This window comes from Psychrobacter sp. ANT_H56B, from assembly GCF_008369245.1.
Taxonomy (GTDB): Bacteria; Pseudomonadota; Gammaproteobacteria; order Pseudomonadales; family Moraxellaceae; genus Psychrobacter; species Psychrobacter cryohalolentis.
On record NZ_VOBF01000008.1, the window covers coordinates 110,585 to 130,272 of the forward strand.

The 19,688-nt window shown below is 44.2% G+C and carries 16 protein-coding genes; 2 read left to right on the forward strand and 14 right to left on the reverse strand.

Going from position 1 to position 19,688, the window contains the following annotated elements; translation table 11 throughout:
- Positions 1 to 12: 12 nt before the first annotated feature.
- Both FQ082_RS10345 and FQ082_RS10350 read right to left on the reverse strand, forming a co-directional pair.
- Positions 13 to 897 (reverse strand): energy transducer TonB, encoded by an 885-nt coding sequence (locus FQ082_RS10345; RefSeq protein WP_149493035.1) that lies wholly within the window; start codon positions 895 to 897, stop codon positions 13 to 15.
- Between the two features lie 56 nt (positions 898 to 953).
- Complete coding sequence (locus FQ082_RS10350) at positions 954 to 2,048, reverse strand: RNA-guided endonuclease InsQ/TnpB family protein (RefSeq protein ID WP_149493036.1); 1,095 nt, start codon at positions 2,046 to 2,048, stop codon at positions 954 to 956.
- 47 nt (positions 2,049 to 2,095) lie between these two features.
- Here FQ082_RS10350 and tnpA point away from each other — a divergent pair, with 47 nt between their 5' ends.
- Entirely contained in the window at positions 2,096 to 2,509 is a 414-nt protein-coding gene (gene tnpA / locus FQ082_RS10355; RefSeq protein WP_149493037.1) for an IS200/IS605 family transposase, read from the forward strand.
- Between the two features lie 316 nt (positions 2,510 to 2,825).
- Positions 2,826 to 3,644 carry a hypothetical protein gene (locus tag FQ082_RS10360; protein WP_149493038.1) on the forward strand — a complete coding sequence of 273 codons (819 nt, stop codon included), beginning with the start codon at positions 2,826 to 2,828 and terminating at the stop codon, positions 3,642 to 3,644.
- 160 nt (positions 3,645 to 3,804) lie between these two features.
- On the opposite strand, the gene FQ082_RS10365 is transcribed toward FQ082_RS10360, so the two are convergent.
- The 12 genes from FQ082_RS10365 to nuoC all read right to left on the reverse strand — a co-directional run bounded on the left by FQ082_RS10365 (position 3,805) and on the right by nuoC (position 19,580).
- Positions 3,805 to 4,635: a ferredoxin--NADP reductase gene (locus FQ082_RS10365; protein WP_149493039.1), complete on the reverse strand. Its 831-nt coding sequence runs from the start codon at positions 4,633 to 4,635 to the stop codon at positions 3,805 to 3,807.
- A 174-nt stretch (positions 4,636 to 4,809) separates the two neighbouring features.
- Complete coding sequence (locus FQ082_RS10370) at positions 4,810 to 6,288, reverse strand: NADH-quinone oxidoreductase subunit N (RefSeq protein WP_149493040.1); 1,479 nt, start codon at positions 6,286 to 6,288, stop codon at positions 4,810 to 4,812.
- Between the two features lie 3 nt (positions 6,289 to 6,291).
- Entirely contained in the window at positions 6,292 to 7,917 is a 1,626-nt protein-coding gene (nuoM, locus tag FQ082_RS10375) for an NADH-quinone oxidoreductase subunit M (RefSeq protein WP_149493041.1), read from the reverse strand.
- 1 nt (position 7,918) lies between these two features.
- Positions 7,919 to 9,793: an NADH-quinone oxidoreductase subunit L gene (nuoL, locus tag FQ082_RS10380; RefSeq protein WP_149493042.1), complete on the reverse strand. Its 1,875-nt coding sequence runs from the start codon at positions 9,791 to 9,793 to the stop codon at positions 7,919 to 7,921.
- Positions 9,794 to 9,797: 4 nt separating this feature from the next.
- Positions 9,798 to 10,106 (reverse strand): NADH-quinone oxidoreductase subunit NuoK, encoded by a 309-nt coding sequence (gene nuoK, locus FQ082_RS10385; protein WP_041753378.1) that lies wholly within the window; start codon positions 10,104 to 10,106, stop codon positions 9,798 to 9,800.
- 98 nt (positions 10,107 to 10,204) lie between these two features.
- Positions 10,205 to 10,936 (reverse strand): NADH-quinone oxidoreductase subunit J, encoded by a 732-nt coding sequence (gene nuoJ, locus FQ082_RS10390; RefSeq protein WP_149493043.1) that lies wholly within the window; start codon positions 10,934 to 10,936, stop codon positions 10,205 to 10,207.
- Positions 10,933 to 11,481, reverse strand: a complete 549-nt coding sequence (gene nuoI / locus FQ082_RS10395; RefSeq protein WP_149493044.1) for an NADH-quinone oxidoreductase subunit NuoI — start codon at positions 11,479 to 11,481, stop codon at positions 10,933 to 10,935. Before nuoI ends, nuoJ begins: the two co-directional genes overlap by 4 nt.
- 55 nt (positions 11,482 to 11,536) lie before the next feature.
- The gene (nuoH, locus tag FQ082_RS10400) at positions 11,537 to 12,532 is read right to left on the reverse strand and encodes an NADH-quinone oxidoreductase subunit NuoH (protein ID WP_041753375.1); all 996 of its coding nucleotides are present in this window, start codon (positions 12,530 to 12,532) and stop codon (positions 11,537 to 11,539) included.
- A gap of 49 nt (positions 12,533 to 12,581) precedes the next feature.
- Positions 12,582 to 15,710 (reverse strand): NADH-quinone oxidoreductase subunit NuoG, encoded by a 3,129-nt coding sequence (gene nuoG / locus FQ082_RS10405; protein WP_149493045.1) that lies wholly within the window; start codon positions 15,708 to 15,710, stop codon positions 12,582 to 12,584.
- A 10-nt stretch (positions 15,711 to 15,720) separates the two neighbouring features.
- A complete protein-coding gene (nuoF, locus tag FQ082_RS10410; RefSeq protein WP_149493046.1) occupies positions 15,721 to 17,145 on the reverse strand; it encodes an NADH-quinone oxidoreductase subunit NuoF in 1,425 nt (474 codons plus the stop codon).
- A complete protein-coding gene (nuoE, locus tag FQ082_RS10415; protein WP_149493047.1) occupies positions 17,142 to 17,651 on the reverse strand; it encodes an NADH-quinone oxidoreductase subunit NuoE in 510 nt (169 codons plus the stop codon). Before nuoE ends, nuoF begins: the two co-directional genes overlap by 4 nt.
- 153 nt (positions 17,652 to 17,804) lie before the next feature.
- Complete coding sequence (gene nuoC / locus FQ082_RS10420) at positions 17,805 to 19,580, reverse strand: NADH-quinone oxidoreductase subunit C/D (RefSeq protein WP_149493048.1); 1,776 nt, start codon at positions 19,578 to 19,580, stop codon at positions 17,805 to 17,807.
- Between the last annotated feature and the right edge of the window lie 108 nt (positions 19,581 to 19,688).

The following is a 19,688-nucleotide window of genomic DNA, read 5'->3' on the forward strand; positions in this document are numbered from 1 at the left end:
GGGCTGCTGGTATTAATACGTCACTTCTACAATATCACTATAACGGTAGGTACGTATCAGACGCAACTCAACGATGTCTTTCATGTCTGCGGTAAATTTACCAAATGGCGCGGCTTGCCTGACTGATTGTTTTGCCGCTTCATCTAAGATAGTTGAATTTGAGCTCTCAAGCAAACGGATGGCTTTGATATTACCGTCGTTAGCAATAATTACCATTAAACGCACTTCGCCCGTAATACTTTGTGACCGTGCTTGAGCAGGATATTGAAGGTTACCAACACGCTCAACATGCTCACGAAAGGTATTGATATAATCGGCCGCCGCGCCATGGGTCGTTGAGTTACTGTCCATGGTCACTACTTTTGATTTGGTGGCATACGTTTGCTGACGCTGGGATAGCTGAGCTTCTAGCGTAGCAATCTGCTTACGTAGGCGCTCTTCTTGCACCCTCATATCATCTTGCGCTTGCTTACTGTCATTATCAGACTCTACGCTTGCATGACGCCAGCTGAGCGTGGTGCGCAAATAGCTTTCTTGATAATGCTGCTGGCGTACTTGCCGCTGCAAGCGAATCACATCTTGCGTCTCACTCATTTGCTCAGCGGATAACGGGCTGCTTTGGTCCGTTTCTTGACGCAATTGCTCTTTTACCGTACCGCTGCCTTGTTGCGAGGCATTGGCAATAAATTGCGCATCTTCATTTGGCTGCATATTATCCGTTAGGGCTTTAGCAACGTCTTGCATTAATCCGGCAGGGTCTTGCCCCATCGAAAAACTGACGCCAAAAATTATCACCGCATGCACGCTAACTGCAATGACAATCGCCATCGGCAAGCTGATATTGCGCTTGGGTGCTTGCGCTGAAAAATGGTAGCTTTGTGAATCTTTAATATACACCGCAGTTGGTCTCAGCTTATGAAATAAAGGCGGTCATCATTGACTTCCTCCCCTCCCTAAAGTGAAGGGATTCCTACCGCTAGACGCTCAAGCCCGAGCGCGAGAATGTTTTTTGCCGCATTAATATCGCGTTGATGAGTGACACCGCACTCGCAAAGCCATTCTCTGATTCCAAGACCTGCTCTACCTTTCGGACTGTTTTGGCGTGAGCCGCAACACGAGCAGGTTTGGGTGGTGTAACTTTCATTTACCTCATCATAATGGCAACCTGCGTTCTCGCATTTGTAGGTCAGTTGCCGCTTAACTTCAAACCAACCAGCGTCATAGACGGATTTGGCGAGTTTGCTTGAGGTGAATGATTTTGAGTGAAGCTTACCTACTATGATAGCATTATTATCTTTGACAAGTTTCGATGTAAACTTATGGATCAGGTCTTGGCGGGTGTTTTTAATCTTGGCATGAATTGCGCGAGCTCGCTTTTTATTGTTAGCCCTTTGAGCAATCCCTAGTTTTGGTGCGTATTTATGGGTTAATTTAGTTTGTAGCTTGACGCTATCACTGGTTGTCGCTGAATCCTTGCAACCCAAGTCAATACCAACCTGACTATCACCACACGCAGTTTTTGGGTATTCTTTAACGGTGACGCACGCATACCAAAGACCACGACTGTCCTGTACAAGCTCACAGGTATTAATAGTGTAGAGTGCTAAATTGTAGCTATCCCAAACGTCGATGGTCAGCTTTTTGCCTTTAGCAAGGCTAAATTGAATGGTGGATTTGAGGCTTTTCTTTCCTGCCTTTTTGACGCCTAAATATTTTATCGCGGTATTTTTAAAAGGAATCCAACCAAGTGACTTGCGCTTAGCTTTGGGGTGGTTGGTACGCCAATTTAGCTTAGCTTTCTTGAATTGCTTTCGAGATTTAGCGTGGGTTTCGGTGATGGCTTGCAAGGTTTGACTGTGCAAATTCAAAAACTCACCACTGCCTTTTACATAAGTTGCAATATCATAAGCTGAAAAGAATTTGCCTGTTCGTTGCAAGTATTTGAAACTCAAATCATTGACGTAATTCCATACAAAGTTAACTGCGCCAGCCAATTTATTTAGCTGGTTTGCATGTTTGTCTTTGATGCGTAACTTGAGAGTTTTCATAGGATAGATTATAATTATTTATCTTATTCTACATTTGGTCTAATGTTATGTCAAACACATTAAGGCTTGGCAGACAGGTTGTTTACAATATCCATGTTCATTTGGTCTTTGTCACTAAATACAGAGGAAAAGTTTTTACCAAAGAGATATTGGACGAGCTGAGGTTGATATTAAATCAAGTCTGTCAGGATTTTGATGCGGAGCTAGTGGAATTTAATGGTGAGCAGGATCATGTTTACCTTTTGGTAAATTACCCGCCAAAAATCAGTGTTTCAGCGCTAGTAAATAGCTTGAAAGGTGTGTCCAGCAGAATGATTCGTAAAAAGAATTACGCATCCATCAATCAGCAGCTTTGGGGTGGCGCTCTGTGGTCGCCTAGTTATTTTGCATCAAGTTGTGGTGGTGCTTCAATTGATATCGTTAGGCAGTACATTGAACATCAGCAAGAAGTGCCTAGCTAAAAATGCCTTACATCCACGCCCTATAAGGACGTGATTTTACGGCATTTTTTGATAAACGGCTTTGTCGACGCTTTAGGATGGTTTGCCGTTATAGTGATACTTATATTAATATTTTGATACACCACCAATATTTTAAGTAACAATCTTGATATAGGCAGTCAGTGCAAAATAAAAAAGAGAATTTAAATTAAGCCGTGCTATTACGAGCAACGTATTTTTTTACAGCAACCATAAAGATAAGCTGATGAGTTATTGACGTTCGTTTTGCCTACTTCGTTTTTGATATATACTGTTTGGTATCGGTCACGCTTTTATAATGATAAGGATAATAAGTTTGAGTAGCTTTAATAATATGAGTGACAATGTCGATCATTCAGACAACTTTGATGACTTTTTTGAGAATCTCGGCTACCGCTTTGATGAATCATTCAGCGATGGTTGGGATCGCCTGACCCAATCTATTAAAGACTTATACAACCGTACAACCGATAAGCTAGAAGATGAGCTGGCGCTACCGCTAACACAAGCCTACGTCAATGATGCGCTAAAAACTTATGTCACGGATAATGTCAAAGCTATCTTAGAGCTGCGTGTTGAGATACATGAAGATTGGTTTCGCTTGTATTGCACGGTCGATGCCGGCGGTATTTATGCAGAGGTAGCGAGTAACTTTCGTCTGGTACATGCGCAGCTCGATCGCAATGTACAGCGCTTTGTCTTTGGGCAACTGACCTATACCGATATCCTAAATTTGCGCTGCGAATCATTCCTTAAGCGTCAAGGTATCAAACTATTTATTTGGTTTTACCACCGTATCCTGAAAAAAGACCCGTTGGGCTTTATCCTATCTTATATCGATATTGCACGCGCCAAAAATGAGATTATTTATATTGATATTAATCGTTGGCTGAAGAGTAATAAGAAAATTATCGGCATGTTACATAAGGCACAAGTTAACTATGGTGAGCTTGAAGAAGAACAATTGATTTTGAAAGCGCAGATTAATTATCGCGATTTATTATCCTCAAATAGCAATGAAGATATTATCAGCGAAAAAGACGAGCCAGTACAAGTACAAGGTCCTGTCCATCCACTAGATACAGAAAATGTAGCAAATGTGGCGAGCCAAGTTTAGAATATCCTACGCTCTCAGCTCTTATTACTTTGCTATCTTATAACTGTCAACTATTATAAAAAATGTTATATCTTGCCAGACGAGAGTCTTCAAGATACAACATTTTTCTTTTGCTAAAAATTTTAAAAGAATGCCACTCGATCACACTTTATGGCATTCGTTACCAGTAGTTTTCTACCGCAATATTACCTTCTCCACGGCGATTCATCACCAGTCCTAAGCTCTTTAACGTCTCTTTGGTATCTTCTACCATATCTGGGTTGCCACATAGCATAACGTGCGTGCTATCAACATCTAAAGCAATGCCTGCACGCTCTTGTAGCGTTCCATCTAGTAGCAATTTTGGCAGGCGCTCTGTCAGAGTACCTTCGACAGGCTCACGAGTAACAACCGGTATAAAGATTAATTTTGCCGGATTATCAACCAAGGAGCCAAAGTCTTCTTGCAGACTTTTTATCTTATCAACGTATGCAAGCTCTTCTATCGAGCGCGCGCTATATGCGAGAATAATATGCTCGTAATCTTCCCAAGTCTTTAAATCTTGCAGCATCGATAAGAAAGGCGCAAGACCAGTCCCCGTAGCCAGCAGCCATAAATCTTTTGGTAATGGCTTTTGATAACGCGCCAATGTTAAAAAGCCAAAAGGCATCGTATTGAGCAGTAGCTCATCGCCTACTTCTAAGTGTTGCAACTGCGAGGTAAATGCACCATCAGGAATGACAATAGAGAAAAACTCTAATACCTCATCAAAGGGAGACGAAACAATCGAATAAGCGCGAAAAATATCTTCGTTTAGCGCTTCATTAGCAACATCATTACCTGCTTCGCCTTGCTGCTTATAGTAGTTTAAATGACTGGGATTAACACCCAAACGTACAAATTGCCCAGCCGTAAATTTAAAGCTATCTGGACGGCTGACAGTAAAGCTAAATAAATTTGGCGTCCAAGTGGTTTTGCTTAGCACTGTTACGGTTAGAATATTGTCGCTCATAGTCATAAATCACTTATATTTCATTAACATTTATTTTTATAAAATTTAAACAACACAAAAAAAGATGCGCCAAGCTTATCACAAAGCGGGCGCATCTTGTTTTTCGAACCGTAACAATCAATAAGTAGTAGTATGGATATAGCACTACTTATTTCAGCTTTTTACTTTTTAGGCTTACCAAATACGAGCCAAGCTTGCCCATTCAATCATACTATTTGGTAATACGCCAAAGAACAAGATGATCGCCGTGACTGCAATGACCATGATACCACCAGTACGTAGACCCCACTGCTTCGAGACGTCAAATTCGATAAATTGTTTTGGACGTTTAAATAGCGTGAGCAAGACGCGCAAGTAATAGAACAAGCCAATCGCACTGCCGAGGATAATCATCGCTGCCAAGAACCAATTAGTCCCTTGTACTGCAGCAAGAATCGCAAATAGCTTCGTGATAAAGCCTGCGGTTAATGGAATACCCGCTAGAGATAGCATCATGATAGTCATAACACCAGTCAATACCGGACGTCTCCAGAACAATCCTTGATAATGAATCAATTGATCGGCTTCACCAGATAAACGATAAGGGCTAGACATCAAGGTCACGACACCAAAGGCACCGATAGAGGTAAAGGCATAAATTGCCATATACATACTAGAAATACTATCAGCAGCAGAGCCAATGCTCACGATTACGATTAACACATAACCCATATGGGCAATCGATGAATAACCAAGCAAGCGTTTGAGACTGGTTTGGCGTACCGCAAGTAAGTTACCTAGCAAAATAGATAAGGTTGCCATCACCATCAATAGCATCTGTACCGATGGCAATGCCAATAATGAGGTATCAATTAAAAATCGTACTGCCAATGCCATCATCGCTACTTTTGATACCGAGGCCAGATAAGTCGCGATAGGAGCAGGTGCGCCTTCATAGACATCAGGTGTCCAGATATGAAAGGGCGCAGCAGAAAGTTTAAAGGCAATACCAAACATCATCATCGCTGCCCCTAAGATTAACAGCGGCGATTCAAACGTATCCGCCAAGGTTAAACTAATAGGCTTAAATGCCAGTGAGCCGACTTCTGCATAAATAAATGCCATACCCATCAGCAGCGTTGCCGATGCTGTCGCTGATAGCACTAAGTATTTCAGCCCTGACTCAAGCGAGCGGATGCGCATATAGGTATATGATAGCATGCCATATAGCGGTATCGATAGCATCTCAAGGCTCATAAAGAATGATGCCAAATGCTGGGCGCAAACCATAAGCAGTGCACCAATCGTCGATAACAACATAAGCAAATACAGCTCTTCTTTATTATCCTTGAGGTTTGCTAAATACGCATAAGACAACGTACAACAAGCCAATGCACAGATAAAAATAATCACCATGTTAAACTGAGCAAAATTATCAATCACAAATAACTGCTCAGCCGCTGGCACAAGCGTTCCACTATCGACTATACCTGCCATTTGCCCAAGCAAAATAAACAGACCGATATTGAGACCGATGACCGAAATTGTACCAGTCACCATATGTGAGCGCTTCATAGTAATGGCAATCATCACCGCCAATACCGTAATGACTACCGCAATGATTGGTGCATAAGGCAATAGCCGCATCAAATCATTCATCGTAAAATCGTTCATGACTTAACGTGCCTCCATTGCATCAAGCAGCTGCGAGGCATCTACTTGGGTTACTTGACTATATATATAAGCGTTATTAATCCATTGCATCGCATGACTTGAGGTATCAAGGAATGGCTGTGGATACAGTCCAAGCCATACCAAGCCTGCCGCTAGCATTAATAATAAAGACAGCTCACGTTTACCCAAATCTTTTAACGGACGCGTCGGCAGGCCATGCGATTTGGTTTCTTTTAATGCCACTTCTTTAATATTGTTGATACCAAATAGCGCTTTATGAATCAAAATAAGCGAGTATAAACCTGCCAATACTAAGCTAAAGGTTGCTAAGACTACAAACACAGGATACTGAGCAAAGGCACCAAATAAGATCAAGAATTCACCGATAAAGTTACCCGTACCCGGAATACCAAGTAAGGCGGCACAGAAGAACATCAGTATTGGCGCGTAATAACGGAACTGACCCCACATACCACCCATCAGGGTCAAATCACGTGTATGTAAGCGCTCATATAACTGCCCTGCCATAATGAATAGCGCTGCTGAGCTTAGACCATGTGCAAGCATTTGAATCATCAAACCTTGTAAGCTAAGTAATGTTCCGGCATAAATTGCCAATACCACAAAGCCCATATGCGAGATACTGGTATAAGCAAGCAGACGCTTCATATCGGTTTGCATAAAGGCTAGCCATGCGCCATAGAAGATACCAATCGTACCTAACGTCATGGCAATAGGCGCAAAATCTTGTGATGCTGCTGGAAACAATGGCAAGACAAAACGAATCAAACCATAAGCAGCAGTCTTAATCAAAACCCCTGCCAAATCCACCGAACCGGCTGTTGGTGCTTGCGCATGGGCATCTGGCAACCAGCCATGAAACGGAATAATCGGCAGCTTAACGGCAAAACCAATAAAGAAGCACAGCATGATCGGATATTCCCAGCCGCCAAGTGACGTACCGAGTAAATCATTATAGTTAAAGCTGACCACGCCTTTTTGGGCGTAGCTGATAATGACCAATATCAAAATACCGACCAGCATGATAAGACCAGATACTTGGGTATAAATAAAGAACTTAGTTGCTGCGTATTCTTTGGTTTTACCAACGACGTCATGACCCCAAATCGCGATCAAGAAGTAAATTGGAACCAGCATCATCTCCCAAAAGAAGAAGAACAAGAACATATCAATGGCTAAAAAAACACCGATGACGCCGCCCAAACTCCACAGCAAGTTTAGATGGAAGAAACCAACACGGCGCTGAATCTCATTCCACGAACAGGCAACTGCGGCAACACCGAGCAGACCAGTTAATGCAACCATCATTAGCGATAAACCATCTAATGCTAAGTGAAAACTGATACCAAAACTCGGTATCCAAGGCACACTAAATTCAGCGACCCAAGGCACAGCAGCATCTGGCGCAATGACTTGCTGACTCATGCCAGAAAAATCACCGTATTGCCAAAGTACCATTGACAACACAAAGGTCAACGTCATACCAATTAAGGCAATCCAGCGCGGCAAGCGTTTATTAAAGCGTTCAACCAACCAGCATAGCAATCCTGCAATAAAAGGAATGGCGATTAATGCTGGTAGCATCCACGTTTGTTGTAACTCAATCATCTTATACCACCGTCATCATTACCAGCACGAGTAATACAGCCATACCCAAGCCAAAGCTTGCAGCATAACCTCGAAGTGACCCTGTTTGCGTCGCAGACAATACCTTATTACCTGCTGATGCCAGCTTAGGTAATAGCAGCCACGTTTTATCGATAGGGTCGGCTTTAAATAAGCGGCCGATGAACAAAAAGGGTTTTACAAAAACTATATCGTATAGCGCGTCAAAGCCCATACCGTGATAGCACCAATGATACAGCGCCCCACCGATACGCGTGCGCTTAAAGCTGGTCAGCATTCGACCTTTATTAACGACATATAATAGCGCCGCCAATATCAAGCCTGCTGCCATCGCACCCATCGCGATAAACTCAGCCGTATGCTTACCATGCGCTTGACCAGCAACTTCTAATAAATGCCCAACACTTTCTGGCAATACGCCTTGCAATGGCGGGGTAATAAATGCACCCACTGCCGTAGATAATACGAGCAACACACTAAGCGGCAGCCAATATGACACACCAGATAATTTATGTGCATGCGTTTTCTCTTCACCAAAGAAGATAATCCAAATCATACGGAAGGTATAAAGCGCGGTTAAGAAAGCACCGAATACGCCCATATAGAATAAAACCATATGACCGGTTGCATAACTTTCCCACAGAATGGCTTCTTTAGAATAAAAACCAACGGTGACCCAAGGTATCGCGGCAAGTGCACCGCCACCGACGATATAGCACCAAAAAACCAATGGAATCTTTTTACGTAAGCCGCCCATCTTAAAGATGTTTTGCTCATGATGTACCGCAAGAATGACCGCACCTGATGATAAGAATAACAACGCTTTAAAGAAAGCATGGGTCATCAAATGGAAGATGGCACCTTGCCATGCGCCAACACCGAGTGCTAAGAACATATAGCCAATTTGGCTCATAGTCGAATAAGCAAGGATACGCTTGATGTCCGTTTGTGCTAACGCACAGAATCCTGCGATAACCAGCGTTAATGCGCCCACTGCCCCAACCCAGTACAATAGTACGCCAGGTGTTAATATAAATAACGGATGTAAACGCGCAATCAGATAAACACCAGCGGTAACCATGGTTGCCGCGTGAATCAATGCCGATACGGGCGTTGGACCTGCCATCGCATCTGCAAGCCATGTATGCAATGGTAGCTGCGCTGATTTACCCATCGCCCCGCCAACCAACATCATGGTGGTCAAAATCATGGTTGGATTATTGATATCAAATACTTCCGGGGCACGGGTAATGATCTCTTGAATATTAAGCGTACCAAATTCGCGGAATAATAAAAACAAACCGAAAGCTAAGAACACATCACCAACACGGGTCACGGTAAAGGCTTTTATCGCCGCACGACCATTCGCACGGTCATGATAATAAAAACCAATCAGCAAGTAAGAACAGATACCGACGCCTTCCCAGCCAAGATATAGCAAGAACAAGTTATCCGCCAATACCAGCAATAACATACTGGCGACGAATAAGTTCATATAGCTAAAGAAGCGCGCAAAGCCTGTTTCACCTTTCATATACCATGCGGCAAACAGATGAATCAAAAAGCCGATACCGGTAATGACACCCGTCATCGTTAATGCTAATCCATCAAAGCTTAAGCCAAAATTTGGCGCAAAATCACCGACTTGGAACCATGTCCAGAGTGGAATCTCTACAACAGTTCCGGCTGGATACGTCGTTAAAAAGGTATAGCTGACGATCAGCGTACATAGCGCTGATAGCAGCATACTACCGACACCAACAATCGCTGCCACCTGCTCGCTTAATTTATCGCGCATAAAGGCTAGAATCAAAAAGCCAACGAGCGGGAATATAAAGGTTAATGGTAATAAACTCATGACATCATCCTTTCATCTCATTGGCGCTGTCGACATCAAGATGCCCACGCTGATGATAAAAACGCAATAATATTGCTAAACCAATGGCGGCCTCTGCTGCTGCTAAGGTCAAGATAAAGATAAACATAATCTGTCCATCTGGATCGACCCAACGACTACCTGCTACCACAAATGCTAGTGCCGCCGCATTCATCATGATCTCAAGGCTCATCAGCATAAATAGAAAATTACGCCGTACCATAACACCGCACAGACCAATCGCAAATAAAATACCTGCCAAGATTAGTCCATGGCTCATGGGTATCAGACCCAGTACATTTTGCGCCTCAGCAACCGGCTGCACTAAGCCTGCTACTTCATGGGCAAACGGCACATTGGCAATATCTTGTGCCACGCTTGCTGCTAGTACCATCAGTCTGACTCCTTGCGCGTGACTTTCTTCATACCGTTCTGCGTACCTGCTTTCATGCCCACATAATCATGCGGGTCGACATCTTTATATTCGTATGGTTTTGCCATCTTTACTGCATCATTATTGGTGTGCGGGCTATCGTTTTCATAGAGCTCAATACTGCCGACATTTGGATTGGCGACTAAGCTATCGTTACCGACAATCTCATCATCGATAGCTTCTTTACCTAAATGATAAGCCGCAACCAAGGCCGCGAGTAGTAGCAATGCTGCCACTTCTATCAGCATAATATATTTGGTAAATAAGACCGTCCCCACTGCTTTTGCTGAAATCGTCGTGCCGCCTATCATAGCTGCTTCGTTATGATTGAGACCAATCATCGCATATAGCACGACCGCGATAATAATCGTTAGCCCCGTCGGTATCGCCCAAGTGCCGGCATCAAGCCAACGCTCTTCCCGCTCATCATTACGCATGCCTAAATTCAGCATCATAATCACGAAGACGAACAGCACCATAATGGCACCCGCGTAAACGACAATTTCAAGTGCTCCAGCAAACGGCGCACCTATCACAAAAAATATGCCAGCGATCGCTAGCAATGACACAATCATCGATAAAATAGCATGCACTGGATTGGCTTGGGTTACCACGCGCAAACTGGCAAATATTGCTACCGCTGCTAATGAGTAAAACCCTGCCAATTCAGGATTATTTAAAATATTCATCATGGTAGCAAGCTCCTTAGATCAATCGGTGACGCTTCATTTTGCGCCGCGCCTTTTGGTTTATCTGCTACCGCCATACCCGTCACGCGATAATAGTTATAATCGGGATATTTACCCGGTCCTGAAATCAGCAAATGCTCTTTTTCATAGACCAAGTCTTGACGGACGTATTCACCCATCTCAAAATCAGGGGTCATCTGAATAGCTGTCGTAGGACAAGCTTCTTCACACAAGCCACAAAAAATACAACGTGAAAAGTTAATACGAAAGAACTCTGGATACCAGCGTCCATCTTCACGTTCCGCTTTTTGCAGGGAAATACAACCAACTGGACATGCCACAGCGCACAAGTTACAAGCAACGCAACGCTCATCGCCGTCAGGGTCACGCGACAATATAATACGTCCACGAAAGCGTGGCGGCACGGGTACTGGCACCTCAGGATAAAGAATGGTGTCGCGTGGTCTGAGCGCATGACTATTGACCATCCACATGCTGCGGACAATGGTAAATAGTCCAATGACGGTCTTTTTTATCGTAGTAAACATGGGATTATTATCCTTCTCAGCTTTACCCTAGTTCATCAGTGATGGCTAGTGATGATTACAACGTTGGGGAAAAAATCAAAATGACTGCAGCAGTAACCAATAGATTAATCAAGGTTACGGGCAGGCAGACTTTCCAGCCAAAGTTCATCACCTGATCATAGCGCGGACGCATTAGTGAGCCTCGAGCCAAAACAAACATAGTCATAAAGAAAAGCGTCTTAATCATGAACCAAAAAGCTGGTGGAATAAATGGAATATCTAAATTAAAAGGTGCAAGCCAACCACCAAAGAATAAGCAGGTCATCAAAGCAGAAATTAATACAACATTGACGTATTCGCCAATAAAGAACATACCGAACTTCATGCCAGAATATTCAACATGATACCCTTCGGCAAGCTCTTGCTCTGCTTCTGGTTGATCAAATGGATGTCTATGCGTGACCGCAACACCAGCAACCACAAAAGTTAAGAAGCCAAAGAACTGCGGAATGATATACCAACCATCAGCCTGTGCTTCAACAATCGCACGTAAATTAAATGAGCCCGTCAATGCAACAACGCCCATCAACGACAATCCTAAGAACACTTCATAACTGATGGTTTGCGCGGCTGAACGTAAGCCGCCAAGTAATGAGAACTTATTGGCTGATGCCCAACCACCGAACAGTACTGCATAGACTGCAATACCAGCCATGGCAAAAAAGAACAAAATACCAATATCCCAATCAGCAACGCCAAGCGTTGGTGAGATAGGAATAATGGCAAATGAAGCCAGAGCGGTAAACATGGCAACCGCAGGCGCCAAAGTAAACATAAACTTATCGGTAAAATTTGGCGTCCAATCTTCTTTAAAGAAGATTTTGAGCATATCGGCGACTAGCTGTAGTGAACCAAACGGTCCAACACGGTTTGGGCCATAACGATCTTGCCAGAGTGCTAGCATCCGGCGCTCATAGATAATCATCATTGCTGCGACAATGACGACGACTAAAAAGATAACCAGCGATTGTACGACCATAAAAAGTATGGACCAAGTATCAAAGGTCATCATACTTGCCAAAAAACTTGGCACATCAGGGATAATACGAGTGACTTGCATATTACACCTCCTGTGTGGTGGTCGGCGCTGTACTTACTGGCGCTGTGCGGTTATTGTTATCTTCAAAGCTGTTTAAAGCACTGCCATTTTCAGAATTGCCACTAACGTCATTAGCCAAGCCGCCCATCATCGTAATAGGTGCATCGACTTTACGTACTGACGCTGGCATCGATGGATGAATAATGCTCACCTGACCGACAGGGTAACCAATACAACCTTCGGCTAAATAGCCAACAAGCTCTACTGGCAGCGTGATTTGCTGTTTATCAATCTCAATCGCTAGATAATCACCAGCCACGATATTCCAATCTTTGGCGTCATCAATCCCTATACGCCATGCAGCTACTGGTAATTGTTCAGCAACGACTGGGCTACGCGATGCCATCATTGAGCTGGCATAAATGTTATAAATAGGCACCAATTTGGCTTGCCCTTGATGCATATCTGTCGTAGCTACTGAGCTAACTTCTGGCGCAATATATTGGCGCGTAGCTAAACGCTCTAATTGGTCGAACAAGCGTACGCCCGGATCACCATTTCTAAGACTACCACCCACTTTATCTTGGTATTTGTTCCAAGCTTGCGGTGAGTTCCAACCGGCAGATTGCGCAAAAGGAATCATCGCGCTTGGGGTTTGCTTACCGCTATAGCCTTCCATTGAAAAGGTTAAACCGGTATCCAAATCTTTTGGCTGCATTGGTTCATGTACAGAGACAGGCGCGCGCATAGAAGTACGACCTGAGTAACGACGTGGCTGACGGGCAATTTTTAGACCCGTCATACGGTAATCAGCATCGGGTGCAGCTTCTTTGATACCGGCAAGCTTAGGATGGGTCGCTATCAAAGCATTGATGACATCGTCAAGCTGCGTCCAGTCGACATCACGACCTTCTAAGCTGCTGTGCACAGCATGCAACCAGCGCCAACCTTCTTTGATACTACTAAGCGGATGGTAATAGTCATTATCATAAACTTGGAAGAAGCGCTGCGCACGACCTTCGGCAGAAATAAGCGTGCCGTCTGCTTCAGCAAAGGTAGCTGCTGGCAATACAATGTCGACGTCTTTGTGCCAATCAAGCAATTGATGATCTAACGCAATGACGGTTTTATCAGTCAATAGCTGAGTTAATTTATTCGCATCAATAGCATCAGTCAGCTGATTTTCAGAAACTATCACCACATCAAAATCAGTCGCCAGCAATTCTTCAACTGAATGACCACCGAGTATACAAACACCGATACTATTAGCATCTGTCACTGCTAAATAGATACCCGCTTGGGCATGATACTTTTTATTAACTTCTTTTAGCTCAAGTTTGGTTGCTGGCTGACGTTCAACATCGTCTTGTACTTCAGTATTAACGCCCGTTTCAGGCTTATTTGGCTTGGCAGACAGATCTTTATCTTCTGTTTGCTGCGCCGTTGTTGTTTGTGCTTGCGCTTCAGCTGCTGCAACTTTGGCATTATGTGTCTCAACTTCATACTGCTCAGTTGCTTTGATCGCTGCACGCTTTTGGCTTAATGCTTGCGTGATTTGCGCAGCTGCTTCTATCAAGGCAATAGACGATAAGCTGCTACCAGAGACAACCAACGGCTTGTCCGCTTGGATCAAGTCATAAGCGATTTGCTGTGCCAGCGCTTGCATAGGATCAGCGCCAATATTGGCATCAGCCTCTTTTTCAGCTTTTTGCGGATCGACTATTTTTGATAAGTTATCAGCAAATTTAGCAATTTCATCCGCAACTTTAAAACCAAGTTTAGTGATGTCTTCAGGAGTCGCTACGACGCTAACCTTACTGATATCTTCAAGTTTGGTTTGAGTCACATCGATAACATATACTGGGCTTTGCGCGCCTTGAGCAATACGTTTGACTGGCTCAGCCAACCACGATTGCGTTTTGGTAGCAGCCGCCATTTTTATGGCTTCATTTTTCGCTGCTTGACGGATAGAGAGTGCCACACGTGATGACGTTTGAGTGATATCTTCACCCAAAATCAGTACCGCATCGTGGCTTTCAATATCGGTCATACCTGGATTATAAATACCCTCAGTACTCAAGACTTCAATACATTTATTGACCAGTGCTTGCTGCTGATGATTAAGACCCGTTGAAAAATTATCAAAACCAACGAGGTTTTTTAGCGCAAAGTTGGTCTCAAGGCTGGCACGTGGCGAACCAATACCAATGACTTTTTTGTCTTTAATACGCTTAATAGTTTCATCAAGAGCATAGTCAATATTGATTTTGACGTGTTTATCATTGATACGTTCAAGCGCTTGGGTTGGACGATCTTCACGATTGACATAGCCATAACCAAAACGACCACGGTCACATAAGAAATAGCGATTTACTTCACCGTTATAGCGGTTTTCGATACGGCGTAATTCACCATAGCGCTCACCAGCAGAGATATTACAACCTGCTGAGCAGCCATGACAGATGCTTGGTGCATACTGCATATCCCATTTACGGTTATAACGATCCGAATGCGTCTTATCGGTAAATACACCCGTTGGACAAACTTCCGTTAGGTTACCTGAAAACTCACTTTCAAACTGACCATCTTTATCACGACCAAAATAAACGCGTTCATTTGAGCCATAAACACCCAAATCTTCGCCGCCTGCATAGTCTTTATAAAAACGGACACAGCGATAGCAAGCGATACAGCGGTTCATCTCATGCGCGATAAACGGACCAAGTTCTTGGTTATGGTGAGTGCGCTTAGTAAAGCGGTAGCGACGACGATGATGACCTGACATATAGGTCATATCTTGTAAATGACAGTGTCCACCTTCTTCACAGGTTGGGCAGTCATGGGGATGGTTAATCATCAACAGCTCAACCATCGACTTACGGAACGCCTTCGCTTCATCATCAGTCACTGAGATGTACATATCATCGCCTGGGGCGACCATACAGGACATCACAAGGCGACCGCGACCCGCTTCCATATCTTCTTTGGTCATATATTGCTTAACCGCGCACTGACGGCAAGAGCCTACTGAACCAAGGGCTGGGTGATAACAAAAATACGGCACATCAATGCCGAGTGACAAACATGCTTGTAGCAAGTTGTCCGCGCTATCTACTTCGACAGTGGTTCCATCAATATGTATGACTGCCATGCCGCTCTCCTTATTTCACATCTAGCTGTTGATTGGCTGCAGCCTCAATGACATCTTTACCAACCGCCTGCGCAATCTTTTGATCAAACTCAGGACGGAAATATTTAATTGCACTCATCAGTGGTTCCATCGCACCTGGGGCATGCGCGCAAAAGGTTTTACCGATCCATAAGTCACGGGTTAAACCTTCTAACTTTTCGACATCACCAATCTGCCCTTCACCATCGTTGATGGCAGTGAGGATTTTAACGCCCCACGGCAAACCATCACGGCATGGCGTACACCAACCGCACGATTCGCGTTGAAAGAAAATCTCAAGATTACGTACCAATGGCACCATATCTTGTTCTTCGTCAACGACCATAAGCAGACCCGTACCCATACGGCTACCCGCTTTTTGAATGGTGTCAAAATCAACGACAGTATCTAAGTGTTCAGCGGTTAAAAAATCCGTTGATGCGCCGCCTGGTAACCAAGCCTTAAGTGTGCGACCTTCCTGCATGCCACCGGCGAAATCTTCGATGATTTCGCGCGCCGTATAACCAAAAGGTAATTCCCAAAGACCGGGGTCATTGACCAAACCAGAACAGCCAAATAGCTTCGTACCGGGCGTCTCGACTACACCCTTGGCTTTTGGCAGATCTTGATACCACTTGCTACCATGTAAGATAATCGCTGAAACGTTATGCAAAGTTTCAACGTTATTGACCACGGTTGGACGACCCCATGCACCAGCCACTTGTGGAAATGGTGGTTTGGTACGAGGATTGGCACGGCGACCTTCTAAGCAGTTAATCAATGCCGTTTCTTCACCGCAGATATAACGACCAGCACCCGTATGCACATGTAAATCAAAACTAAAATCTGAGCCTAAAATATTATCGCCGACTAGATTATTGGCTTTTAATTCTTCGATCGCTGCCGTTAAACGCTCCGCAGCTAAGATATATTCACCACGGATAAAGATATAACCGGCTGTTGCACCAATCGCATAGGCAGAAATAAGCATGCCTTCAATAAGCTGAAGCGGCAAACGCTCCATGAGCAAACGGTCTTTAAACGTACCCGGCTCCATCTCATCAGCATTACAGACTAGATAGCGTGGACCGCCATCTGGCGGTGCCATTAGCGACCATTTAATACCTGCTGGAAAACCTGCACCGCCGCGACCTTTTACCACCGCTTCTTTAATAGTATTTAACGTATCATCTGGCGATTGGTTTAACGCTATCTTTAACGCTTCAAAACCACGTAATGATTCATAAGTGGCCAAATCAAGCACGGCATCATGATGCGCTAAGCGCCATGTCAGTGGTTTTGTTTCACTGATAGCAGTCGCTCTATCGCCATAGATAGGAATACGCTGTTCATTAAGTTGGCTTGGCGCTTTGCCTTGATTACGACGAGCAATCTGCTCTGAAACAGTTAATCTCATGCGTATAGCTCCAACAATTGGGCGACTTCTTCAGGCTGGACAGGACCATAGGTATCTTCATCAATCAATACCGCAGGACCTTTGTCACAGTTACCTAAACAGCAAATCGGCAATAGCGTAAAACGACCATCATCAGTGGTTTGACCATAGTTGATGCCCAGCTGCGACTTTAATTCAGCTGCCAGTGCTTCATAGCCTGTTAAATAACAAGCGACCGAATCACAAACAAGGATGACATGACGACCAACTGGCTGACGATAGATACGGTTAAAGAAGGTTGCTACCCCATCCATATCCGTCATCGGTACATTTAAAATATTAGCAATCGCATTCACTTGCGCATCATCAACCCAGCCGTTACGCTTTTGCACGATTTTTAGCGAATCTAAAGACGCTGCTCGTGGATGCGGATAATGATGCATAAACTCATGAATAGCCGCAATTTCTTCTGCAGTTAAGATACTTGCCACATCTACTTTTGGCATTTTATCGGAAACAATTTTCATAATCTTTTTCTTTCCTCACTCAGCCCACTGTTAAGGTTGCGCTCACGGCGCAATGACAGCGTTTTGGTGTGCCAGTTTGGCGATAATATGTTAATGAACGCGTCGTACTTTTAATATATAAACGATAATGATAAACGTATAACCACAGACGCTCTAACGGTCACAATCCGCCATCACAATATCAATCGATGCCAAATACATAATGGCATCGGATACCAGTGAGCCATTAATCACCGATGGCATCTGCTGCAAATGCGCGAATGTCGGAGTACGGATACGGGTACGATAGCTCATCGTCGCTTTATCCGAGGTGATGTAATAACTGTTTAGACCTTTGGTAGCTTCCACAATCGTGGTGCACTCACCCGCTGGCATCACAGGACCCCAAGAGACGGAGATAAAGTGATTAATCAAGGTTTCGATGTCATTCAAGGTACGGTCTTTTGGCGGCGGTACTGCCAATGGATGATCCGCCTTATAAGGACCTTGCGGCATATTATCCATACATTGACGGATAATACGTAGCGACTGGCGCATCTCTTCGACTTTCACCATGCAGCGATCATAAGCATCGCCGTTATAGCCGACTGGTACTTCAAAGTCGTAATTCTCATAGCCCATGTACGGACGCGCTTTACGCAAATCAAAATCCAAACCTGTTGCACGCAAACCTGCGCCAGTAACGCCCCATGCCAATGCTTGCTTAGTATTATATTGGGCAACGCCTTGAGTACGACCTTTAAGCACACTGTTTTGCAATGCTGCTTTAACATACTCATCCAAGCGTTTTGGCATCCAATCTAAGAACTCACGTACCAAACGCTGCCAGCCGCGCGGTAAATCATGCGCTGTACCGCCGATACGGAACCACGCAGGATGCATACGGTAACCGGTCACCGCTTCGATAACGTCATAAGCTTTTTGGCGATCGGTAAACATATAGAATACCGGCGTCATACCACCGGCATCTTGGATAAAGGTACCGACGAACAGCAAGTTATTGGTAATACGGAAAAACTCACTCATCATCACGCGGATGGTTTCAGCACGCGGCGGAATAGTAATACCGGCAAGCTTTTCAACCGACATGATATACGGTAGCTCATTCATTACGCCGCCAAGATAATCAATACGGTCGGTATAAGGAATAAATGAGTGCCATGTTTGACGCTCAGCCATTTTTTCGGCGCCGCGATGGTGATAGCCAATATCAGGGATACAATCGACGACTTCTTCACCATCAAGCTGTAGTACCAAACGGAAAGCACCATGAGCGGATGGATGGTTAGGACCGATGTTCAAGAACATAAAGTCTTCATCGCGACCCGAGCGTTTCATACCCCACTCTTCTGGGACAAAGCGCAGGTTTTCTTGCTCATATTGTTGTTTGGCGGTATTTAAGAAATACGGAGTAAACTCAGTTGCCCGCGCATGATATTCTTTGCGCAGTGGATGACCTTCCCAGTATTTTGGCAATAAAATACGCGTTAAATGCGGATGACCAGTAAAGACAATACCAAACATGTCCCACACTTCGCGCTCATACCAGTTGGCATTGGGCCAAATCTGTGTCGTACTTGGGACGTTTAAATCTTCTTCACTGAGCGCCACTTTGATACGTACATCACTATTACGCTCAAGCGACATCAAGTGATAAAACACCGTAAAATCACTGTCAGGTAAACCTTGACGATGCTGACGTAGACGCTCATCTATCGCTGACAAGTCAAATAACATGACATAAGGTTTTGGCAATTTGCGTAAGAATAAGAGAACGTCTAATAAATCAGCGCGTGCCACCCAAACCGTTGGAATGTCGTCAACCGTGTGCTGCACAACGAACTTACCAGCATATTTTTCTTCCAGCTCTTTGATAACCGCTGGGACAGGCTTGATCTTAGGATCTGTGTTTTCGACTACCGTGACCATGAATGATGTCTTCCTTCATTAATCATAACTGAACCATGACAACCATAATAAAACATGATAATCATAACCAAACTATGATGAGCGTACGCGCACTTCTAACAATTATTA

Bases quoted from the DNA above. Each gene is read 5' to 3' on its own strand.
- FQ082_RS10360 (WP_149493038.1), top strand. From the start codon at position 2,826: ATGATAAGGATAATAAGTTTGAGTAGCTTTAATAATATGAGTGACAAT.
- nuoE (WP_149493047.1), bottom strand. From the start codon at position 17,651: ATGAAAATTGTTTCCGATAAAATGCCAAAAGTAGATGTGGCAAGTATC.
- FQ082_RS10365 (WP_149493039.1), bottom strand. From the start codon at position 4,635: ATGAGCGACAATATTCTAACCGTAACAGTGCTAAGCAAAACCACTTGG.
- nuoI (WP_149493044.1), bottom strand. From the start codon at position 11,481: ATGTTTACTACGATAAAAAAGACCGTCATTGGACTATTTACCATTGTC.
- nuoL (WP_149493042.1), bottom strand. From the start codon at position 9,793: ATGAGTTTATTACCATTAACCTTTATATTCCCGCTCGTTGGCTTTTTG.
- nuoJ (WP_149493043.1), bottom strand. From the start codon at position 10,936: ATGATGAATATTTTAAATAATCCTGAATTGGCAGGGTTTTACTCATTA.
- FQ082_RS10370 (WP_149493040.1), bottom strand. From the start codon at position 6,288: ATGAACGATTTTACGATGAATGATTTGATGCGGCTATTGCCTTATGCA.
- nuoH (WP_041753375.1), bottom strand. From the start codon at position 12,532: ATGATGACCTTTGATACTTGGTCCATACTTTTTATGGTCGTACAATCG.
- nuoG (WP_149493045.1), bottom strand. From the start codon at position 15,710: ATGGCAGTCATACATATTGATGGAACCACTGTCGAAGTAGATAGCGCG.
- FQ082_RS10350 (WP_149493036.1), bottom strand. From the start codon at position 2,048: ATGAAAACTCTCAAGTTACGCATCAAAGACAAACATGCAAACCAGCTA.
- nuoM (WP_149493041.1), bottom strand. From the start codon at position 7,917: ATGATTGAGTTACAACAAACGTGGATGCTACCAGCATTAATCGCCATT.
- nuoF (WP_149493046.1), bottom strand. From the start codon at position 17,145: ATGAGATTAACTGTTTCAGAGCAGATTGCTCGTCGTAATCAAGGCAAA.
- tnpA (WP_149493037.1), top strand. From the start codon at position 2,096: ATGTCAAACACATTAAGGCTTGGCAGACAGGTTGTTTACAATATCCAT.
- nuoC (WP_149493048.1), bottom strand. From the start codon at position 19,580: ATGGTCACGGTAGTCGAAAACACAGATCCTAAGATCAAGCCTGTCCCA.